At 59.3% G+C, this 19,564-nt stretch carries 13 protein-coding genes and 2 pseudogenes; 11 read left to right on the top strand and 4 right to left on the bottom strand.

The window, feature by feature from the left end:
• A pseudogene (locus NKJ08_RS09975) lies at positions 1-321 on the top strand (AhpC/TSA family protein); the annotation flags it as partial.
• A 378-nt stretch (positions 322-699) separates the two neighbouring features.
• On the opposite strand, the gene NKJ08_RS09970 reads toward NKJ08_RS09975, so the two are convergent.
• On the bottom strand, positions 700-3,714 hold the full coding sequence (locus NKJ08_RS09970; protein ID WP_352777789.1) for a glycosyltransferase: 3,015 nt from the start codon (positions 3,712-3,714) through the stop codon (positions 700-702).
• A gap of 80 nt (positions 3,715-3,794) precedes the next feature.
• The gene (locus NKJ08_RS09965; protein WP_352526410.1) at positions 3,795-3,926 is read right to left on the bottom strand and encodes a glycosyltransferase family A protein; all 132 of its coding nucleotides are present in this window, start codon (positions 3,924-3,926) and stop codon (positions 3,795-3,797) included.
• Between the two features lie 177 nt (positions 3,927-4,103).
• On the opposite strand from NKJ08_RS09965, the gene NKJ08_RS09960 reads away from it, so the two are divergent.
• The 8 genes from NKJ08_RS09960 (at position 4,104) to NKJ08_RS09925 (ending at position 14,876) form a co-directional block, all read left to right on the top strand.
• A complete protein-coding gene (locus tag NKJ08_RS09960; protein ID WP_352526409.1) occupies positions 4,104-4,295 on the top strand; it encodes a hypothetical protein in 192 nt (63 codons plus the stop codon).
• A 37-nt stretch (positions 4,296-4,332) separates the two neighbouring features.
• Positions 4,333-4,998, top strand: a complete 666-nt coding sequence (locus tag NKJ08_RS09955; RefSeq protein WP_352526408.1) for a DUF3450 domain-containing protein — start codon at positions 4,333-4,335, stop codon at positions 4,996-4,998.
• Between the two features lie 7 nt (positions 4,999-5,005).
• Positions 5,006-7,663, top strand: a complete 2,658-nt coding sequence (locus NKJ08_RS09950) for an OmpA family protein (RefSeq protein ID WP_352781684.1) — start codon at positions 5,006-5,008, stop codon at positions 7,661-7,663.
• A gap of 15 nt (positions 7,664-7,678) precedes the next feature.
• Complete coding sequence (locus NKJ08_RS09945; RefSeq protein ID WP_352526405.1) at positions 7,679-8,170, top strand: Rab family GTPase; 492 nt, start codon at positions 7,679-7,681, stop codon at positions 8,168-8,170.
• A gap of 3 nt (positions 8,171-8,173) precedes the next feature.
• Positions 8,174-9,244: an adenylate/guanylate cyclase domain-containing protein gene (locus tag NKJ08_RS09940; RefSeq protein ID WP_352526403.1), complete on the top strand. Its 1,071-nt coding sequence runs from the start codon at positions 8,174-8,176 to the stop codon at positions 9,242-9,244.
• A 439-nt stretch (positions 9,245-9,683) separates the two neighbouring features.
• Positions 9,684-11,909 carry a mechanosensitive ion channel family protein gene (locus tag NKJ08_RS09935; protein ID WP_352777799.1) on the top strand — a complete coding sequence of 742 codons (2,226 nt, stop codon included), beginning with the start codon at positions 9,684-9,686 and terminating at the stop codon, positions 11,907-11,909.
• 839 nt (positions 11,910-12,748) lie between these two features.
• Positions 12,749-13,783, top strand: coding sequence for an NADP-dependent oxidoreductase (locus NKJ08_RS09930; protein WP_352526401.1), 1,035 nt, complete (start codon positions 12,749-12,751; stop codon positions 13,781-13,783).
• A 31-nt stretch (positions 13,784-13,814) separates the two neighbouring features.
• Positions 13,815-14,876: an alkene reductase gene (locus NKJ08_RS09925; RefSeq protein ID WP_352777803.1), complete on the top strand. Its 1,062-nt coding sequence runs from the start codon at positions 13,815-13,817 to the stop codon at positions 14,874-14,876.
• Positions 14,877-14,913: 37 nt separating this feature from the next.
• Here the strand turns inward: NKJ08_RS09925 and NKJ08_RS09920 are convergent, their stop codons facing one another.
• On the bottom strand, positions 14,914-15,900 hold the full coding sequence (locus NKJ08_RS09920) for a LysR family transcriptional regulator (protein ID WP_352526400.1): 987 nt from the start codon (positions 15,898-15,900) through the stop codon (positions 14,914-14,916).
• 707 nt (positions 15,901-16,607) lie between these two features.
• The gene (locus NKJ08_RS09915; protein ID WP_352526398.1) at positions 16,608-17,504 is read right to left on the bottom strand and encodes a LysR family transcriptional regulator; all 897 of its coding nucleotides are present in this window, start codon (positions 17,502-17,504) and stop codon (positions 16,608-16,610) included.
• A 279-nt stretch (positions 17,505-17,783) separates the two neighbouring features.
• On the opposite strand from NKJ08_RS09915, the gene NKJ08_RS09910 reads away from it, so the two are divergent.
• Positions 17,784-18,518, top strand: coding sequence for an SDR family NAD(P)-dependent oxidoreductase (locus NKJ08_RS09910; protein WP_352526397.1), 735 nt, complete (start codon positions 17,784-17,786; stop codon positions 18,516-18,518).
• 151 nt (positions 18,519-18,669) lie between these two features.
• Positions 18,670-19,268: pseudogene (locus NKJ08_RS09905) on the top strand (NADPH-dependent F420 reductase).
• Positions 19,269-19,564: the final 296 nt, after the last annotated feature.

Here is a 19,564-nt window from a genome sequence, read left to right as displayed (position 1 = left end):
GAAAACGAGACGAATTGGCCGTACAAGGTCTCGATGGCAGCGGTAAAGGATATGCGGGTCGACATACCAAGCGAATTGCCCGGTCCTATGGATCCTCTTGCGGCCAGCGAAATCCTCGACAAGAGGGACCATTACGAACTGACCGAAGCCGACGAGCAGATGATGGCAACGGGACACGGACAACTGATAGGTCAGTTCCTGCTGGACCGGCAGGGGATCGTCCGCTGGAGCTTCACGGAGGTTCCAGAGGGTGGGCGATACATGTTTGGAGCGCCAAACCCGCAGGAGCTGATGTCAGCCGTCTCCCAAGTGGCCCAATAGACTTGCGAACGAGGTAAACGGGGCGAGAACAAAAAACCAGTTTGTTTACAAATCTAGACATTGGCCTCGACGAGCCAGAATGTACGGTTCTGGCGATGCTTTCTGCCGCCTCTGGACTAGCGAGGTCCTCTGTGGATGGCTCCTGTATCGTGGGGTCGCTGCGACAGCGCCCTTCCAACCGTCAGAATGCCGTCAACGGGAGCGGGGCCGTCCACATGGGGTAATCGCGGGAGCGACGCGCCCTGGAACCGCGGCAGTCTGGTTGCGTGAGCCATCGCAACAACAATAATCTTGAGCGCACGATAGGACTGAGCGCGCACACTGCGGAGCGTCTCGTCGATTGTATCTTGCGCATTGTGACACTGACAAGTTCACCGTTCATTCGAGCACGGCCTCGACACGGGCAACAAAGTAATCGAGCGAGCGATCCCCGCGAATCTCGATGCGCGGAAGGTCGATGGGATCGCAATCGAGGTCCGCCGGCCCGTGTCTGCCGCCGAAGCCGATTCGATAGCCGCACTCCTTGGCCAGCCTGCCAAGCCGTCGGTCGGTGACAGAGAAGGGTGCCGCGAACGCCGTGGTTGGCCGATCGGTCCACCGTTCGATGAACATACGAGAGCGCAGGAGCTCGGCGGCCAAGTCAGAGCTCGACAGACCATCGATCGCGCGATGCGTCGCCAGATGGCTTCCGAAGAACGCACCTTCGGCGGCGAGGCGTCGCACCGTCCTGGCGTCCATAAGCTGCGTTGGCGGACCGCTGTCGGCGTCCCACTGTGCACTTTCACCCACCAGGTCCGTCACCAGGAACACTTCCGCGGTCAGATCGTTCGCGCGCAAGGTCGGCCAGGCATGGTCGGCAAAGTTCTGGAAGCCGTCATCGAAGGTGATGAGCACTGGGCGGCCAACGAAAGGGTGACGGTTGGCGATGAACCCTTCCAGCTGCTCGGACCTAATCGCGTGAAAGCCATTGGCGCGCAGCCATGCCATCTGGCTGGCGAATGCGGCGGGCGTGAGCCGAAAACGGGCGAGCGCGGCCGGACCTTCATCGGAGACGCTGTGATACATGAGGACAGGGATACGCTGCCGCCGCTCGCTACGCGCGACGTCGCGTCGCAAGGCCCGCGCCCCGCCCCAGACGATATTTCGCGCGACCCCGATTTCGACGGGCGCGCGGATTGGCACATGATCAATCATCGGTTCCGTCGCCACGTCGCCTGGTGACAGGCGGCGGAAGCGGTCTATGCGATAGAGCTCGGTCTGGATCGATTGCTCCAAGACGAGGCCTTCGGTCGTTGCCAGCGTCTCTGAGATCACTTGTGCACCGAATGTGTTCCAGTCGAAGCCCGTCCTTTCAACATTGTCACCTAGCACGAATGCGTGTGCGCTGATGAAACTGCCGCCAGGCGCCAACGCCTCAATGAGTTTTTTGGCGATGCGCCGCAACTCGGTGAGATCGTCCAGGTAGTAGAGCACTTCCGAACAGACGATCAGATCCATCTCGCCCGGCAGCGTGTCCGCAGAAAAATCCAGTACGCCGAACTCAACATTCGGCTGATCGCTGCATCGCGCGCGCGCCCGTCCGACGGCTACGGCGGAGATGTCAGTTGCGGTCAAATGGCCCACGCGCGGCGCCAGCTGCCGCGTGAAGTGGCCCTCCGCGCAGGCCAGCTCAAGCGCCCGTCCGATGGGACCGGCAGGCAGAATTTCGAGCTGCCGCTCATATTTTTCCTGCTCATAGGGCGAACCGTAGTTCCAGGGATCCTCGGACTCGAAATAGCGATTCCAGTACGACGTGCGATCATTGTCGTGCCCATCCGCGGCCGGTGCACGGCGCGGCGCTGCAAGAGGCTCTGTCGCTTCGGCGCTCGACCCAACCAGCCGCCGCGCTTCCGCGGCCAATCGCGCGAGTTTGCCGAAGTGACTGTCCGGATCAGACCGGCGTCCCGCTATGGACAGCAATGCCTCGGCTGCAAACATGTTTGATTTGTCGGCACCGGCGCCCTTTTGCGGTGCATATACAGGCGATCGCCCCGCAAGCCGCGCGGCACTCTTCCAGAAGCGGGACGCCATGCGTTTATGGCCGGAGAGATTGCGTATAAGCCGCTCAGGGGGCACGAAATTCAGGATCAATTCAATCCAATGACGCTTTGTCACTTTCCCGAGTACGCCGAACTGCACGAGAGCTTCGATCTGGCCATCCATCATCAGATGGGCATAGATTTGATCGATTCCTTCCGGCACTTCGATCGAGGCCGGATTTCGCGCGTCGACACGAATTCCAAGTGTCCGCGCCAGCCTGCGCGGCGCGGCAAGATCGTCGACATCGAGCAGCATTTGCTCAAAGTGATACTGCACGCGGCGAGCCGCGTCGGGATTATTCCAGACCTTGCCGAGTTCGATGATCAACTCGGTGAGGGAGCCGCCGAACCTGTCCCACCTGGCAGCCAATTGCGCTGGCACCGATAGGCTTCCTACCATAAGGCCATCGAAGGCCACCTTGGCGATCTCACGCGCCCATTTACGTCCTGCCGGGAGCGCGCGCAGAGACTGCGGGTTGATCGAGCGCGAGCCGCAGCCGCAATCCGACGCGGCGTTCCACAACGCGAACCACGCGAGTGCTTCGGAAGCGGTGCGACCGTTCGCCTCGATCGCTCCATTGGCGTGAGCCGATGCTGGGTGTTTGACCCTGGGATCAGCAGAAAAGCCGCGGGCGATCACAATTTCCGCATCTGCCAGCATCTGCGTCGAATTGCGGGTGAGCGAGTCGGGGCTGACCCGATAGAAAGCGAGCGGCTCGTCGACCATCACCCAATGTTTGCCTAGACGTGCGAGGCGCTGCCACAGATCCCAGTCCTCGCAGGTGCGCAGCGACACATCGAAGCCGCCCAACTCGACAATTGTCTTCCGGTCGACGAGCAGCGCGTGAGTGCGGATTGCGCACCGGCGCGCGAATGTTTCGAAGGGCTGGATCGCAACCTCCGTCGCGATGCTCGACGGGGTGAGTTCGCCATCGGGCATCACGCGCCGGGAACCGCAATAGGCGGCGACCGCATCGGGCGCGGCTTCAAGTGCGGCCAGCATTTTCGCAAGGAAGCTGGCATCCACCCAATCATCCGCATCCAGAAACATGAGCCAGTGGCCGCGCGCTTTCGACATCCCGCTATTGCGCGCGCCGGCGGCGCTATACGCGCAAGAGCTCAACATCCGAAATCGGGCATCGTGCTCTACATAACCGGCGATGATCGCAGGGGTGCGGTCCGTGGAGGCGTCGTCGACGATGATCGCCTCCCAATCCACTATTTCCTGATCGAGAAGGCAATCGAGTGAGCGCGCCAGCGTTACCTCCGCGTTGTGCGCAGGAACCACGATTGAAACCAAGGGATCATGCGCCACGCCGTCTTACCCGCGCCTGGCTCGAGGTAGAACAAGATGTGTTGATCTTTCTCGGCGTAGGCCGTCACAATCGACGCCGATCAGTCCGTCGACCCATCGTCCATCACCACTATATCCAGTATCTGGTAGGTCTGCCGGCGGATGCCGGCAAGCATTGCGCCGACGGTTTGCTCGGCATTGAGCATCGGTACCACACCGCCTTGCAGTAGCATCCTGGATCATCGAGCTTTCGTTTTCTTCGGCAAGAGTTGGCAAATGTCAAAACCGGATGACGGCATCGGCTGGCAGCACTGCCCTGTCAAGATAAGGGCGAATTAGAGGCGGGCAAAAAAGACTTGAACACAGGCTGAATGGCAGCGCGCATGCCCGACGGCTTGGAGCTGAGGTCGATGCGCCAGGGCATCTCCGCTCTCGCATTTCATCTGCAAAAAGATGATCGCGGGCGAAGACGCGAGCGCAAGCTGATCCGGATCGAGCCGCATGTCGAAATCTACCCGAATGGGGACGTACGAACCGACTTAAGCCGAGAAGATTCCGGCTTGCGGGTCGACAATTTTACTGGCAAGTTTATCAGTTGCTAAATTAGCTCTGTGACAATGTTCAAAGAAGGGGCATGGGATGGCCAAGGAATCTTCGAGTACCGCTTCTTCGGCAAATAAAGCGGACGCAAATCTGATAAGTAATGCAGACGGAAGCGGGCTGACCTTCATGGCGGGCCAGGCTCGCGAGAGCGGGACCCCCGGCGACGCTGTAGGTGTCGACAAGATACGTGATCTGCTGTTCGGCAACCAGATGCAGGACTATGACCGCCGCTTTTCCAAGCTTGAAGAACGGGTCTTGCAGCGCTTCAAGGATGTCGAATCCGAGGCCAAGCGCAATCTTGAAATGTACGAGTCAAATGCAAAGAAGCAGGTCGACTCGCTTGCGGCGCAATTGCGGAACGAAAAAGACGCGCGAGCCGACGCCGACAAGGAGATTGATCGGAATCTTCGCGAGCAAAATCAGGCGCTCGAAAAGCAGGTGCGCGCGTTGTCGGATCAGTTGAGCGAGCTTGAGCGGGAAGTTGCGGACCGGATAAATCGAAACGATCATTTGCTGCGTGAGGAAATCAAGCAAAAGAATGAAAGCATTCAGATGCTGATGGAGAAAATGTTTTCCGATCTCGGCAATGTCAAGACCGACCGAAATCTTTTGGCTGGCCTGTTTGTCGAGGTTGCAAAATGTCTAAATCAGGATCCCGCCGGCAGCAAGAGCAACTCGGAGCGTACCTGGAAAGTGAGTTGATCGGAACTTGACGTCGACCGTCGACCCAATCAGCCTTCCTCAAAGAGCAGCTTCGAACGATACAGAGATTGATCGCGAGGCTCTGGCCAGTCTATTGATCGAAATTGCCCGGAACGTTGATCCGGACTATCGAGCGCGTTTCGACGGAGTTCCAACCGTCGATCCTCGCATGGAAACGCTGCGCCAGTTGCTGGTCGGCCGCGAAATTTCGGAGCTTTCACGAATTACGCACCTGCTCGACGAACCTGAGCAGCTTGCGGCTGCAGTTGGGGGTGTTCTCCCCAGTGCAGCCGCACGTGCGCCTCATGCGCAACTCGGAGAGGCCCTTGCGCCAGCTGTCGAGAGGGCCGTGCAACGGTCCATCCAGAAGAGCCCGCGTACGCTTACGGATATATTGTACCCGGTGTTTCTGCCGGCTATTCGCAAGTCGATCGGCGAAAAGATCGACCAAACCTTTCAATCGCTGAATGAAACTTTAAGACATATATTTACCTGGCATGGGCTAAAGTGGAGATTTGAAGCTTGGAGAACGGGGGCAAGTTTCTCGGAAGTTGTTCTTAAGCATTCTCTTGTCTATCGTGTGGAACATGTCTTTCTCATCAATCGGAATTCCGGGCTTTTGATAGCGCATGTAACTGCCGATAATGCAACTAGCGAAGATCCTCAACTCATTTCTTCTATGCTTAGTGCAATTCAGGATTTTGTGAAAGACTCATTTAACGAGAAAGAACAGAGCAGTCTGGACACTATCCGTTTTGGGGAACTTCGTCTCTGGTCAGAAGTTGGACCGTTTGCGACCTTGGTTGCGGTGATCCGGGGAAATCCGCCAGAGGAATTACATGAAATAATTCGCGATGTATTGCTTCGCATCCATGATGAATGCTCACAGGCTCTAGAGCAGTTTGACGGCGACAGTTCGCAGTTGGCCGGCGTAGAGACGCAGTTGCAGACCTGCGTTGAACTGAAGCAGGAGGAATCAAACCAGGGATTTCCGTGGCTGGTAGTGGCTGCAGTCCTGCTGGTTTTGATTCCCGCAGGCGGTTGGTTCTTTCTTTCCTGGCAATCCGGGCAGCGCTGGCAGGCGTATGTGTCGCGACTGGGGACCCAGCCGGGCATCATCGTTGCCGAACAAAAGGTGCGCGATGGCCAATTCTATATTGCCGGTCTGAGAGACCCGCTTGCCGCCGACCCGCAGTCGCTGTTGGCCGGAACGCAGGTCGATCCCGCCCGCGTTCATTCACGCTGGCAATTCTATCAGAGTCTTGATCCGGAGTTCGTGTTAAAGCGGCTAACGGCGTCGCTGGTTCCGCCGGATTCAGTACGACTTTCAATCGTCAATGATCGCATCGTTGCCGAGGGGGAGGCTCCCGACACCTGGATAGATCGGGCGCGCGCAGCGGCCCAACAACTTTCGGCAGGCGGACCGGAATTCGATATCTCCAGGGTTCGTGATGTGAGCCCCGAAACACGCGCGGTGGAGCACTGGCAGGCCTATGTGTCGCGACTGGAGGCCCAACCGGGAATCATCATCGCCCAACAAACGGCGAGGGGCGGACATTTCTATATTTCCGGCCTGAGAGACCCGCTTGCCGCCGACCCGCAGGCTCTGCTGTCCGGAACGGAGGTAGATCCCGCCCGCGTTCATTCGCAGTGGCAATTCTATCAGAGTCTTGATCCGAAGTTCGTCCTGAAGCGGCTGATGGTGTCGCTGACCCCGCCGAAATCGGTTCGGCTTTCGATCGTCAATGATCGCATCGTTGCCGAGGGTGAGGCTCCCGACACCTGGATAGATCGCGCACGCGCAGCGGCCCGACAGCTTTCGGCAGGCGGACCGGAATTCGACATCTCCAAGGTTCGTGATGTGAGCCCCGAAGCACGCGCGGCGGAGCACTGGCAGACTTATGTGTCGCGACTGGAGGCCCAAGCGGGAATCATCGTCGCCCAACAAACGGCGAGGGGCGGACATTTCTATATTTCCGGCCTGAGAGACCCGCAGGCCGCCGACCCGAAGGCTCTGCTGTCCGGAACAGGGGTCGATCCTGCTCGCGTTCATTCACAGTGGCAATTCTATCAAAGCCTTGATCCGAAGTTCGTGGTGAAGCGGCTGATGGCGTCGCTGACTCCGCCGGATTCAGTACGGCTTTCGATCATCAAGGATCGCATCGTTGCCCAGGGTGAAGCTCCTGCCGCCTGGATAGATCGGGCGCGGGTCGCCGCCCAACAGCTGTCCGCGGACGGACTCTCTCTAGAACTCTCCGAGCTGCGTGAGTTGACCCCTCCGCAACTCACTCATTTGAGGGAGGCTATTCAAGCGGTCAACATTTTCTTCGATTCTGGCAAGGCTGTACCGGGACCAGAGCAACTGCCGGTTCTCCACAAATTGGCGAATCAGTTGAAGGAATTGGCCAAGGACGCCCGCAAGGCAGGCGTAACAGCACAGTTCATGTTGACCGGCCATTCGGACGAGACGGGCCGTGAAACGGCCAAGTTGTCGATCAGCGCCGCGCGCGCGGAAACAGTTCGTGCGCTTCTCAAGAAGCGCGGCGTCGATCCGGAGTTGCTCTTGGTTCGCGGCGCGGGCACCTTTGAGCCAGCGGAGATTGAAAATAGCCGAACCGGGAACTCCGCCAACCGCAGAGTTTCGGTTACGGTAAACTTCCACTAGGCGGAGCCCAGGATATTGCAAAAGAAGATCTGCATGTTGGGCGGGTTCGCTGTCGGAAAGACGAGTCTGGTTCGCAGGTTTGTGCAAAGCATCTTTTCAGAAACCTACTTGACCACGGTGGGAGTGAAAATCGACAAGAAGAGTGTCGCATTCCCGGACAAAACCGTGGATCTGATTTTGTGGGATTTGGCCGGCGAAGACGATATCGGCTCATTCCGCGTCAGCTATGTGCGAGGTGCGAGTGGGCTCGTGCTTGTCGTCGATGGAACACGCGCTGCTACTCTTGCCGTGGCGCTCACGTTGCGCGAGCGGGCCGAGGCTGAATTCGGCGCTATGCCGTTTGTATTGCTGTTCAACAAATCCGATCTGGCCGATCGGTGGGCAATATCAGATGGTGAAATTGACGAACTGAGGCAACTTGGATGGCAAATCTATCTAACAAGTGCGCTTTCGGGTGAACATGTTGATGATGCGTTTCGTCAACTTGCTTCGATGGTCAGCAAATAAACCATGCATGTCTTGCCAAGAGAAGTTAGAAGCTGGATTTACGATTTCTTCTACAACGAGCGCTCGGTCGCATATCTGAAAATCGACGCCCAGCTTTGCATAGCTGCGAAGGGCGGTAACGTTAAACATTACGGACTCTCGTCAGTTCGCATAGGTAAGCCTGTTGCCGAGCAGCTTGAATTCATGGAAGGTTTGTTGCCCTGCCCGGAGCTTCCATATGATATGGCCATGGTCGAACTGCCCAGCGGGCGTGTCGCGGACCTCCATCTTTTTGCTGACAATGCCTGCGTGTGGCTGCTCTTTCTTGACGCCACTGCCGAACGCGACAATAGGCAGCGGCTTCAACAGAAGGCTTATGAAATGACGCTCCTGCAAGAGAGGGAGCGTCAACTCAACGAGAAATTACAATCGACAAACGAGGCGTTGAGGGCGAGCCAAGAGGGATTGTCGCGTGAATACCAGCGCGCCGAAGCCCTACTCCTCAACATTCTTCCGGCGTCGATCGCGGAGCGGCTAAAAGCGCACGAACAAATTGCAGACAACCACGCGGAGGTGAGTGTGCTTTTTGCCGACATCGTCGGTTTTACGGAAAGAGCGCGGAGCGTCGGAGCCGTGACGACGCTCGCTATTTTAAATTACTTCTTCAAGGCGGCGGATCTGCTCTCGGAGCGATACGGCTGCGAAAAGATCAAGACAATCGGCGATTGTGTGATGGTGGTCGCTGGCCTGCCCGCTGCGCGATCCGATCATGCGGAAGCCCTTGCGCACTATGCACTTGAACTGCGGAAGGCGGTTAAGCGCGAACGCTTCGCAGGAGAACCGATAAGACTCAGAATTGGAATTCACTCAGGACCAATCGTGGCGGGCGTCATAGGCAAAAGGCGGTTTGCCTATGACCTATGGGGCGACACCGTTAATCTCGCCGCACGTATCCAAACGTCCGCGGAGCCCGATGAAATCCGTATTTCGGATGCAACTCATCAACTGCTTGGACCAAATTTTGCTTGCGACCCACTCGAGGAAACGGAATTGCGTGGTACAGGTCGTGTGCGAATGTGGCGGCTCCCGGCCTGATTTGCCGCATGGCAGTGCCGACCCGGAAGCGCATTGCATCTCAAGCAACATCATGGTTTCGAATGTCCGCAGCGGTGCGCGAAGCAGTTGACCACCGAGCGACCGCCAAAGGTCTGTCCTGGTCAACTCAGGAAATCAGTTCCTGAGATTTAACGTCGATGCCCAGTTCATAGAACGGCCGGAGGCCTGGGCCGAGGTCGGAATGCCCTGCCCCCGCGGCTAAATAAACACCGCCAAGTACCCGGCGCAACGGTCTGGCTCGGAACGATGACGTCTTGCACCGCAACATCGGTTTCTTCAAGGTAGGGCAACAACGGACATAGATGTCGTTGCTCGCCGATCTGACCGGAAGGTTAACAGCACGATGCCACTCATGACTCGACGATTGGGAGCCACGAACCTGGCGCGCCCGGCACGGCGTCTCGGAGACCTGACTGCGATGTTTGCCCTGATTGCCAGGCCGCTCGTCTTTGGGATCGCCCTTTTGTTGGCTGGTCAGGCGCAGGCGCAGGCGCCAGCGACCGTCCCGCCTGAAAGGGTCAAACAGCTGTTCGAGCTTCTCGACGATCCGTCAGTGAAGGCCTGGGTGGCCGAACAGCGAAATCAGGACGCCGGGTCAACGGGAGCGCCCGCCGAGAGAGGGGTTTCGCCGACCGACGCATCGTCCGGCGCCGTGGCCGCACCAGGCCAGATGAATACGATGGCATCCTCGACGCTCGATGGGATCAGGCATCATATCGAAAGAATCGTGCGAACTTTGCCCTTGCTGCCAGGCCAGTTCGCGCGCGTTCGGGCAGAGACGATGGAGGATATGTCCAGCAAGGGGCCTGCCGGCGTATTTGTGCTGATTGCAATGTTCATCGCTGCCGGCCTGGCACTCACTTGGGCAACGTTCAAGCTCACCCGTCCATTTCGTCTTTGGATTATCGCGCAACCGAAGGATACGCCTGTTGGGCGAGCCAAGAAAATTGGTGGCCGCCTGCTTTATTCCAGCATGCTGATAGTCTCTTTCGCACTGGGCAGCGCCGGCGCGTTCATGTTGTTCGACTGGCCGATGCTTATCCGCGAGATTGTACTGACATTTCTGATGGCGGCAGTCGTTACATGGGGTGTGCGCATGTACGTCATGGCCATGCTCGTCCCTTCCTTCATGAACGTCGAGAACGCCGTCGAGGTTCGTGCTTTGCCGATCACCAACGAAGCGGCTGACCATTGGTCCTATTGGCTACCCCGGATCGTCGGCGTCTTCGCCTTCTTCGGCGCCGCGTTTATCCTCTTGCCAGGTCTCGGCATCGATCAGGACGGAATGATGGTCCTGTCACTGGGCGCCGATTTCGTGCTGCTGTTGCTCCTGCTGCTCGCCATTTGGCGTCGGCCAAGAACGCAGCGAGACGGTGCGCGCCACATCGGTCACACGGAAGCGACATGGATATTGACTGCTTATTTCGTCGTCCTGTTCCTGCAGCGTATCGCCGGCCTTTATATATACTTCTGGTTCACCTTCGCCGCATTCTTCCTGCCTTTGGCAATCGTGGTGACGCAGCGCGGGGTTAATTTCGTTCTGCGGCCAGGTTCGGAAGATGTCGGCCGGCCCACGATCCCGGCGGTGACGATCGCTGTCATCGATCGCGGAATCCGAATGATTTTCATCCTGGCGGCGGCTTACCTTCTCGCACGTGTCTGGGGTCTGGACATGCAATCCATGCGGGACAGCGATACGACGACGACGTTCATATTGCGCGGCTTGATCAATGTCGTGGTCATTGCCCTCGCCGCCGACTTCGGCTGGTCGATCATCAAAGCTTTGATCGAACGAAAGCTGGGCATCGAAACACCGCACCCTGTGATCAGCGACGAGGACGTCCCGATCCTCGATCCGCAGCAGGCGCGGCTGCACACGCTCTTGCCGATCCTCCAGAACATTCTGCTCGCATCGATCATCGTGATGGCGGTGCTTATGATGCTCGCCTCGCTGGGTATCCAGATCGGCCCATTGATCGCCGGCGCTGGCGTCGTCGGCGTCGCCGTGGGCTTTGGGGCACAAACCATCGTCAAGGACGTCATTTCAGGCGTGTTTTTTCTGCTCGATGATGCGTTCCGTGTTGGCGAATACATTTCATCGGGCAATTACAAGGGTACTGTGGAAAGCTTTTCGCTGCGCTCGGTGAAGCTGCGCCACCATCGTGGTCCGCTGTTCACGATACCTTTCGGTGAACTCGGGGCAGTCCAGAACCAGAGCCGTGACTGGGTTATCGACAAATTCAACATCACCGTTGGTTATGACACCGATATCGACTTCGCTCGCAAGCTGATCAAGCGGATCGGCCTCGAACTGGCGGAAGATCCCGAGTTCAAACACTGGGTGCTCGACCCGATCAAGATGCAGGGCGTACAGGAGTTCGGCGAATACGGCATCGTATTGAGGGTCAAGGCCACAACCAAGCCGGGAGGCGCCTTCGGTATGAAACGCAAATTCTATGTACGCCTCCGCCAGGTCTTCAAGGAGCAGGGCATCGAACTCCCATTTCCGACCGTCCAGGTCCAGGGGCTACAGAACCAACATGGGGCAGAGAATGCACCGTTGGAGATCACACCCGAGTTGAAAATGGCCGTCGCGCAGTCGCACACTATTCGGCGCAGAAAAAAAGCTAGCACAACGGAGTAGAAAAACTGTGACACCTGCCGGTCACAACGCGGTTTTCCGCAGGGCCAAAAAATGTGTGACTTAGGTAGTCGATAGTTTCAGTTGATGTTGATGATGCAGGAACGATAGTGAACGAGATGAACCGCAAATCTTTGTTTTTCTACGAAAAACTACGCGGGAGCACTCCAGACTACGCTAACCCTCGCTCCCACTCGATTGTTCGGGGGCAGGTCAACAAATTGAATTCATTCACAAAATTATTTTCCGGTCCAAATACTACCGGCGGGGGACCCGTCAGAAAATTACAATCCTGATTTCGTTGAGGAATTTTCGGCGATCTCCGCAAGCCATCTATCGACTACTATTGGCCCTCAGCGCGCCATTCCAGGTCTGACATCCGAACCGCAAACGCTGCCAAAGTACCGTCAGCACCCCATCCTCAGCACCTCGAAACCTATGCGAACGGGCAAGATCAAGCGGCATGAACGCCGACTGATCGTCCCGCTCGCCGACAGCACGATCTATGAGAAGGAGACTTCCCATAGCCAAGTGAGAGAAGAGCACTGGTGCACTGATCTGCAGTCGCCCGTGCAGCTCACCTCGACCTCACGCAGTTCGCCGAGCCAACCTTCGGTTCGGGTAAAGAGCGCCGGCCGCCGTCCGTGAGCTTAAGTGTGCGGTCACCTCGTTCGAATAGTCCCACGCCCAGGCCCGATTATGCGCCGCGACAAGGTCGCCGTAGGTCGACCGCTTTTCCGACTGGCCGAAAAGACCGGACGGACGAGGCGACAAATACGAAATTAGAGACACCCGGAAGGTCCATCAAGTGTCTCTCCAGCGAGACAGACTGTCTAATTTCGATGACTTATGGCGCGGATTTCGAACGCTTACCTTCCGCCAAGAAGGAGAACCACATGACACAATCCGCTGACCTCAACCGGGCCGATTCCAATTCCGAACCGCTTGCGCGCGGGCGAGCCTTACGTCTTCAAGCCTATGGCGGCCCCGAATCCCTGACAGTCGATAGCGTATCCGCGCCCGAGCCGGGTCCGGGCGAGGTCTTGGTGTCGGTCAAGGCCGCCGCGGTAAACGGCATCGACTGGAAAATCCGTGAAGGCTACCTCCGCGAGCGCTTCAAGCTGACCCTGCCCGCGACGCTTGGCATCGAAATGGCCGGCGTCGTGCTTCGGACCGGCCCCGGCGTCACAGGCGTGAAGCCCGGGGATCGGGTTATGGCTGCCCTCGGTGGCGTCGGAGCCTACGCCGACCATCTTGTCATCAACGCCGAGAAGCTCGTCCTGACTCCGTCAGCCCTGTCGGACGTGGAGGCGGCGGCCATTCCGGTCGCGGCGATGACAGCCTGGCATGTCATTCAGGCCGCGGATTTCGACCTCTCCGGACGGCGGGTGCTGATCCATGGCGCAGCCGGCGGCGTGGGCGGCTTTGCCGTCCAGTTCGCCAAGGCGGCCGGAGCGACCGTCTATGCCACGGCCTCGACCATGAGCCTGCCGCATGTCCTGGCCCTCGGCGCGGACGAAGTGATCGACTATCGGCAGCAGAACTTCGAGCTGCTTGCGCGCGACATCGATTTCGTCGTCGACCTCATCGGCGGTGAGGTCGTGGACCGCTCCTGGGCACTCCTGTCGCCCGATGGCCTTCTCGTAAGCATCGCCGCTACAGACCTCGCATCGCGTACGCCGCCAGGCCGCCGCGGCGTCTTTTTATCGAACAAGCCCGACACCGCGCGTCTGGCCGCGATCGTCCAGCAGGTCGCTGCGGGCACTCTGACATCGACGATCGGCGACGTGGTGGGTTTCGATGATTTGGCTTCCGCAATCGAGCGCAATCGCACCGGCCACGCGCCGGGCAAGATCGTCGCCGACCTCACCCGCTGATCACCTCGTTTCTAACTTCAAGGATTTCATCATGACGACGATTTGGAATCCGGTCGGCGTGGGCCGGATGGACCTACCCCATCGCCTGGCCCTGGCCCCGATGACCCGCAGCCGTGCCGAGTTCAACGGCGTACCGGGCGAGCACGCCGCTGAATACTACGCCCAGCGCGCCTCGCTGGGCCTGCTGATAACCGAGGGTGTGCAACCCTCGGCCGATGGCCAGGGCTATTTCGCGACGCCGGGGATCCACGCGCCCGAACATGTCGCTGGCTGGCGCAAGGTCACCGATGCGGTTCATGCAAAAGGCGCGAAGATCTTCCTGCAGCTCATGCATGTCGGCCGCATGTCGCACCCGGACAACACGCCGCATCACCGTCAGCCCGTCGCCCCGTCGGCCGTCGCGCCCGGTGAGCAGATGTTCACTGCGAGCGGCATGCAGCCCATCCCCGAGCCGCGCGCGCTGACGACCGAGGAAGTCGCCGCCACGGTGCAGGATTTCCGGCGGGCCGCGCGGCTGGCTATCGATGCCGGCGCCGACGGCGTCGAGATTCACGGCGCCAACGGCTATATCATCCATCAGTTCTTTGCGCCGAACGCCAATCACCGGACCGACGCCTATGGCGGGCCAATCGCCAACCGCATCCGGTTCGCCGTCGAAGTGGCGCAGGCTGTCGCCGATGAGATCGGCGCCAATCGCACCGCTATCCGCCTTTCGCCAGGCCTGCCTTTGGGCGGGCTTGATGAAGGTCCGGAGAGTCCTGCGCTCTATCGCGAACTGGTCGCCGCGCTGGCACCGCTGAAGCTGGCCTATCTCCACCTGATGTATGGCGGGGGCGACGAGCTCCTCGCCGACATCCGCCATGCGTGGCCCACGACCCTGATGGTGCTGCGGCTCGGGCGCACGCGCGAAGCCCTGGACCAGGACATCGTCTCGGGCCAGGCAGACATGACCTCGATCGGCCGTTGGGCTTTGGCCAATCCCGACTTCGTCGAGCGTCTGCGGTTGGGCGCGCCCTTCAACGAGTCCAATCCGGCCACCTTTTATGGCGGTGGCGCGGCCGGCTACACGGACTATCCGCGGCTTGGCGACTGATGCGTTGCTGCTGTAGTTCATCGGACTGTAGCAGCCATCATCGGGCGGTCGTCGCTTGCGTCATTGGATCAAGCTGGCCCTGCGACATGGCTGACGGCGTTGGCCGACAGTAAGGTAACTGTGGCGGCTTCAAATCCGAATGAAACGCTGCCAATTCGTCGGGAGTGCCTTTGGGAAACGCTTCCCTCAGATGGTCGAGAAAGGCGGAAACGCGGGCGTTCAACAGGCGCCGCGACGGGTAGAGCGTCCACAAGGCAGTATCTGGGGCATCCACGTCCGCCCAATGCACCAACGTGCCGGCGGTCAGATCATGACTCACGAGCGATACCGGCAACCGTGCCGCACCCGCACCCATGACGACCGCATCGCGAACCATGATGAGCGACGACAGGCTGAGCACCGGGGTGAACGCGATCGTCGTCGGCCCCGTGTCCGGTTTGATGTTCCACGACGAAAGTCCTCTGTCCGAGCCATGAACGACAGCCGGAACGGCGTCTCCGTCTTGCGGTCTCGCCACTTGCGGGCTCGCCACGATCACAAGCCGATCACGCATGAAGACCCGTCCCACCAAGCTTTCATCGGAACGCGGATTGACGCGAATGGCCAAGTCATACCCTTCTTCGACCATGTCGACTGCGCGGTCTTCGGTCGTGACTTCAAGGATAACGTCGGGATATTTGAGCGAGAAGCCTGCCGCCAGCTTACCCATCGCAAGTTGAGAGAAGAGCAATGGCGCACTGATCCGCAAATTTCCACGCGGTTCTCGGTCTCCCGACGCAATCGCTGCGGCCGTCTCCTCCACTTCCGTCAGCAAGCGACTGGTTCGCTCATGCAGGGCCTTTCCCTCCTGAGTGAGCTTCAGCGCACGCGCTCCGCGCGCGAACAAGCGTAGGCCTAGGCTATTCTCCAGTTCGGCAACGCGCCGGGAGAGCGTCGCCTTGGGGCGCCCTGTGGCGCGCGCGGCTCGCCCGAACCCACCATGACGTGCAACCAGATTGAAGTCGGCTAAGGCGAGCAGGTCCATATGTTCCACCAGTGAGACAGGATGTCTATAAATGGCAGCTACCGGTGCGTTTGTGGACTCCTAAATAGGTATTAGCGATTTGAGACAAGCTGGAGTACGTCCGGGAACTGGCGCTAGCAGACCCGCCTTTGTGCGCGCTATTCTACGCCAGAGCACTATCGCCCTTTGAAGCGACTTTACATCATCCTGAAAATGGGCGCAGATCGGACGTGCGAGGCGGAAAAGGAGAACGCCAGTTCAGTGGAGTGAGAACCAACTAGACCGACAATTGCCCGAGGGTGAAATTCGCCGCCGAGACTACGCTATTGCCGCCGTTTATCCCTCACTCCCACTCGTTCTGAAGCATCATAACGCATTGATCCATCGAGGCAAATCTTTCCGCTGACGACGAAGAACCGTATCCTGGATCCGTCAGAAATTCTCGCTCTTGAATTCAAAGGAGAACTTCGGCGATCCGCGATTTGCTCGGTTTTACAGACTATCGATATCGAGTGGTCGATTTTCCTCGGAGTCCTCCGCAAGAGCGGCGTCTCCAGCTGCCCTAAAAGACCGTCAGCGATGGTGAAGTCCGTCGCCCGCCAGTAGTGTGGCCCTCGCGCCGATTGCGATACGGCGCGCCATTCGCGGATTGAACGACACCGCTTCAAGCGATCGCAGCTCGGCTTCCGACCGGATTACGGCAAGCGTCGCCGGCGACCTGCCGCGCATCAGTCGCGCGATATGGACAGCCCCGCGAGAAGCGGCGCGTACGCGGCGAGCCTGCGGGATACGAACTCAGTGAAGAGCCGCACGCGCTTCGTCTTGCGTGTCTCCCCCTGTGTGAGGAGCCAAACCGTTCCGTACATGTGCAGGTCGGTACCCGGCACCCTCACCAGTAGGGGGTCGGCATCGCCAACGAAGCACGGCAGTGTCGTCATCCCGAGCCCTTGCCGTACGGCAACGATCTGCGCCTCAGCGTCCGTGGTCCTGAAGGGAACCCCCGTGGTACGAACCTCACCCTCGCTGGCCCATTCCGGAATTCCATGAATGCTTATGACGATCCACCGGATGGGATCAGGCGCGCCCGCACGCCACGCGGCTAGTCGATCGCAGGACATGTAGATGCCGCCGAACAGTTCCGGTCCCTTCAGGCCGTGAAGATTGAGCGGCAGGGTTTTGCGGTCGTAGACGACGCGGATCGCGACGTCGGCCTCTCGGTTGGTCAGATTTGCCAGCTCGCCGGACGACAAGATTTCCATCTCGATGTCCGGATGCAGACGCGCGAAATCGGCGAAGTCCGGCATGAGCAGGTGTGTCGCGAGGGGCGGTGCCAGCGTCACCCGCAGAAGCCCGCGCACGCTCTGGTCGCGCCCGAAGACGCGCGTCTCCAGCAGGTGCGACGACACTTCCATCTGGTCCGCGAACTCGAGGACCTCCTCGCCCGCAGCCGTCAGGCGGTAGCCCGAAGGCAGCTTTTCGAACATGTGCACGCCGAGGCGTTCCTCGAGCTGGGCGACACGTCGCAGCACGGTCGAGTGGTTCACACCGAGGCGCTCGGCGGCGGCCCGCACCGAGCCTCCGCGCGCGACGGCAAGAAAGTAGCGAACGTCATCCCAGTCGATCATGGTGCAATCCGGCACCGCGGAGTTTGCCAGCCTGGGTCCAACACCATCGAACATCCTCTCGAATGTGGGGTAGCACGGGCGGTGATCATAGCCAATGCCGACAAGCACGGCCCAATTCCGAACGGCGGACGCCGATCGTCGCGGCTGGCGTCAGTCGTCCAGCCGGATCGATTTCGCACCACCGATGTGCGCGCTTCCGCACTCAACAGCTGACGCCGGCGGACCCATTTCGAGGTTCTCGGAGGCAGATGCTGTCCCGACACCACGAAAGGAGAAGTCATGGGAAAGCTTGAGGGTAAGGTTGCAGTCATCACGGGTGGATCGAGCGGCATGGCGCTGGCGAGCGCCAAGCGGTTCGTTGAAGAAGGCGCCTATGTTTTCATCACGGGCCGGAGACAGGAGGCGCTGGACGAGGCGATCAAGCTGATCGGCCGGAACGTGACCGGCGTGCGCGGCGACGCGGCCAATCTCGACGACCTCGACCGCCTGTTCGATACAGTCAAGCGGGAAAAGGGCAAGATCGACGTCCTGTACGCGAGCGCCGGCACGGGCGAAGCCGTCCCACTGGGCGAGATTACCGAGCAGCATTTCGATGCGACCTTCGGCCTGAATACGCGCGGCACACTGTTCACGGTGCAAAAGGCGTTGCCGCTGTTCAACGATGGCGGATCGATCTTCATGACCGGGTCAGTTGCTTCGGTGAAAGGTTTTCCTGGTTACAGCGTGTATGCGGCGAGCAAGGCGGCGTTGCACGCATTCGCACGCGGGTGGCTCAACGAACTGAAGGGCAGGAATATCCGGGTGAACGTGCTGCACCCGGGGCCGATCGCCACACCGATGCAGGACCAAGTTCTCACCGAGGAGGCGAAGCAGATGTTCGAATCCCTGATCCCGCGGGGAAAGATGGGGCGTCCTGAGGAAATTGCGACGGCCGCGCTGTTTCTTGCTTCCGACGATTCGAGCTTCGTGAATGGGGTGGAGTTGTCTGTCGATGGCGGCTTCTCGGCCATCTGAAATCGCGCCGGATCGCGGGAAGCGGCTGACCGGCGGGAACTAGCGTGTCCATGGTGGAACGACCACGCAAAGGTCGCCACACAGCGGAACGAATAACCCAGCGCCGTTGAAGGCCGGGGAAATCAATACCAACACGGATCGGAGAAGCATTATGAGCTACGCAATTGTAGGATTCGGTAAGATAGGCCACGCCCTCGCCCGCGCCTTCGCCCGTAAAAACATCGACGTGGCCGTCGCGAGCCGCCGGCCGCCCGAGGCGTTGGCGCCGCAGGCTCGGGCGATTGGACCCAGGGTCGTCGCCAAGTCGCTGCGGGATGCACTCGAGGCCGACACAATCATCTTGGCAGTCCCGTTCGGAGAGCATCGCGAAGTTGCGAAGGCTCTGCCGAGCTGGGAAGGCAAGACAGTCATCGACGCGACGAACGTGTTTCCAGTGCCTGAAGAGCTGGACGGTCTCCCGTCCTCCGCCTTCGTCGCGAAGGCGTTCACCGGCGCCAAATTCGTGAAAGGTTTCAATCACCTGGTTGCGGCCACCCTGGCTGCCGATCCGATCGTCGAGGGCGGCCACCGGGTCGTCTTTCTGTCGAGCGACGACGAGGACGCGATCGCTCCCGTGGCGGCCTGGCCAAACAACTCGGGTTCGCACCCGTCAAGCTGGGAAAGCTCAACGAGGGTGGCGCGCTGGTGCACGCACGCGGCCGCACTTGGGGCCAGCTCATCTTCCAGGATTTGTTCAAGAAGGAGCAGTAATCGAATCTACGGTCGTGTGATCGACGCCGAGAACTGGTCGCGCGCTAACTTCTTCGAGCAGCGCGCGGCCGAATATTTGAAGGCCACAAAGTCGCGAAGGTTGGGGTGGGCCCGACGGGGTATGGGCGCCGCCACGGTACTCCCCCTCATTCCCACTCGATTGTTCGGACGGACCATAAGTAGCTGATTTCGCTCGAAATTTCCTCAGTTTAGATGATGATAAGCCGACATGGGGCCGTCAAAAATCTACGCTGTTGATTTTAAACAGATTTTTCACTGAATATTTTTCGCACGGT

The organism is Mesorhizobium sp. M0244, assembly GCF_040321795.1.
Taxonomy (GTDB): domain Bacteria; phylum Pseudomonadota; class Alphaproteobacteria; order Rhizobiales; family Rhizobiaceae; genus Mesorhizobium.
The sequence above is the reverse complement of the archived record's forward strand: the minus strand, read 5'-3'. Positions and strand labels throughout refer to the sequence as shown.

Coding starts and splice junctions, on each gene's coding strand:
- NKJ08_RS09965 (WP_352526410.1), bottom strand. CDS start 3,926: ATGCTACTGCAAGGCGGTGTGGTACCGATGCTCAATGCCGAGCAAACC.
- NKJ08_RS09960 (WP_352526409.1), top strand. CDS start 4,104: ATGCGCCAGGGCATCTCCGCTCTCGCATTTCATCTGCAAAAAGATGAT.
- NKJ08_RS09955 (WP_352526408.1), top strand. CDS start 4,333: ATGGCCAAGGAATCTTCGAGTACCGCTTCTTCGGCAAATAAAGCGGAC.
- NKJ08_RS09940 (WP_352526403.1), top strand. CDS start 8,174: ATGCATGTCTTGCCAAGAGAAGTTAGAAGCTGGATTTACGATTTCTTC.
- NKJ08_RS09935 (WP_352777799.1), top strand. CDS start 9,684: ATGTTTGCCCTGATTGCCAGGCCGCTCGTCTTTGGGATCGCCCTTTTG.
- NKJ08_RS09930 (WP_352526401.1), top strand. CDS start 12,749: ATGACTTATGGCGCGGATTTCGAACGCTTACCTTCCGCCAAGAAGGAG.
- NKJ08_RS09925 (WP_352777803.1), top strand. CDS start 13,815: ATGACGACGATTTGGAATCCGGTCGGCGTGGGCCGGATGGACCTACCC.
- NKJ08_RS09920 (WP_352526400.1), bottom strand. CDS start 15,900: ATGGACCTGCTCGCCTTAGCCGACTTCAATCTGGTTGCACGTCATGGT.
- NKJ08_RS09915 (WP_352526398.1), bottom strand. CDS start 17,504: ATGATCGACTGGGATGACGTTCGCTACTTTCTTGCCGTCGCGCGCGGA.
- NKJ08_RS09910 (WP_352526397.1), top strand. CDS start 17,784: ATGGGAAAGCTTGAGGGTAAGGTTGCAGTCATCACGGGTGGATCGAGC.